The organism is Mycolicibacterium peregrinum (assembly GCF_001665625.1).
Lineage (GTDB): Bacteria > Actinomycetota > Actinomycetes > Mycobacteriales > Mycobacteriaceae > Mycobacterium > Mycobacterium peregrinum_B.
This window is the reverse complement of sequence record NZ_LZSY01000154.1, coordinates 1-985: the sequence shown is the minus strand read 5'-3', so window position 1 is coordinate 985 and position 985 is coordinate 1. Positions and strand designations below refer to the sequence as shown.

The 985-nt window shown below is 65.6% G+C and carries 1 protein-coding gene and 2 pseudogenes; 2 read left to right on the top strand and 1 reads right to left on the bottom strand.

Annotated features, from left to right (window positions below):
* Positions 1–224: O-methyltransferase (locus A5779_RS24050; protein WP_064886258.1), on the top strand; the 224-nt coding region annotated here is incomplete at its 5' end.
* 74 nt (positions 225–298) lie between these two features.
* On the opposite strand, the pseudogene A5779_RS24045 reads toward A5779_RS24050, so the two are convergent.
* Positions 299–916 (bottom strand): annotated as a pseudogene (locus tag A5779_RS24045) (MMPL family transporter); the annotation flags it as partial.
* Here A5779_RS24045 and A5779_RS34990 point away from each other — a divergent pair.
* Positions 909–985, top strand: a pseudogene (locus A5779_RS34990) (MMPL family transporter); the annotation flags it as partial. The pseudogenes A5779_RS24045 and A5779_RS34990 overlap by 8 nt on opposite strands.

Genomic DNA, 985 nt, shown 5'->3' with positions numbered 1-985 from the left:
GGATGGGGTGGGCGATCCGACTGGGTCGGCCGGGCTCGATCATCGTGGTCGACAACGTGACCCGCTTCGGTCGGGTGCTCGCACCGGCGCCCGACGACGCACAGGCGCAGGCCGTGCGCGACATGCTGGAGATGATGGGTGCCGATCCGCGGTTGGACACCGCGGCCATTCAAACCGTGGGCACCAAGGGCTGGGACGGTTTCGCCGTGGCGCTCGTGCGGTAAACGACCTCTCGAAACGCCGCGAGCGTGCGTGTCCAATCAGCAGACACGCACGCTCGCGGAGTTTGAGGGTAGGGCTAAGCCAGCGAGTCCTGCGGCTCGCGCTGGATCGGCTTCGGCCACGGCTCGGGCTTGGGCCGCTGGCGCACCATCTGCGGCCACCAGAACCACTTGCCCATCAGGGCTGCGATGGACGGGGTCATGAAGGAGCGGATGACCAGGGTGTCGAACAAGAGGCCCAGACCGATGGTGGTGCCCACCTGGCCGATCACGGCGAGTTCGCTGACTGCCATCGACATCATGGTGAACGCGAACACCAGGCCTGCCGAGGTGACCACCGACCCGGTGCCGCCCATGGCGCGGATGATGCCGGTGTTCAAACCTGCGTGGATCTCCTCTTTGAATCGGGAGACCAGTAGCAGGTTGTAGTCCGCACCCACCGCCAACAGCACGATGACCGCCATCGCGAGCACCATCCAGTGCAGTTCCAGGCCGATCAGGTGCTGCCAGATGAGCACCGACAGACCGAAGGAGGCGCCGAGGGACAGCACCACGGTGCCGACGATCACCGCGGCGGCCACCACACTGCGCGTGAGGATCAACATGATGATGAAGATCAGGCACAGCGCGGCGATTCCGGCGATCATCAGGTCGTAGTTGGCGCCCTCCTGCATGTCCTTGAAGGTGGCCGCGGTGATCGTCGGCACCGTGGTGCTGTCCCTCGGCGCCTCCTTCGGTCTGTCGGTGCTCATCTGGCAGCACCT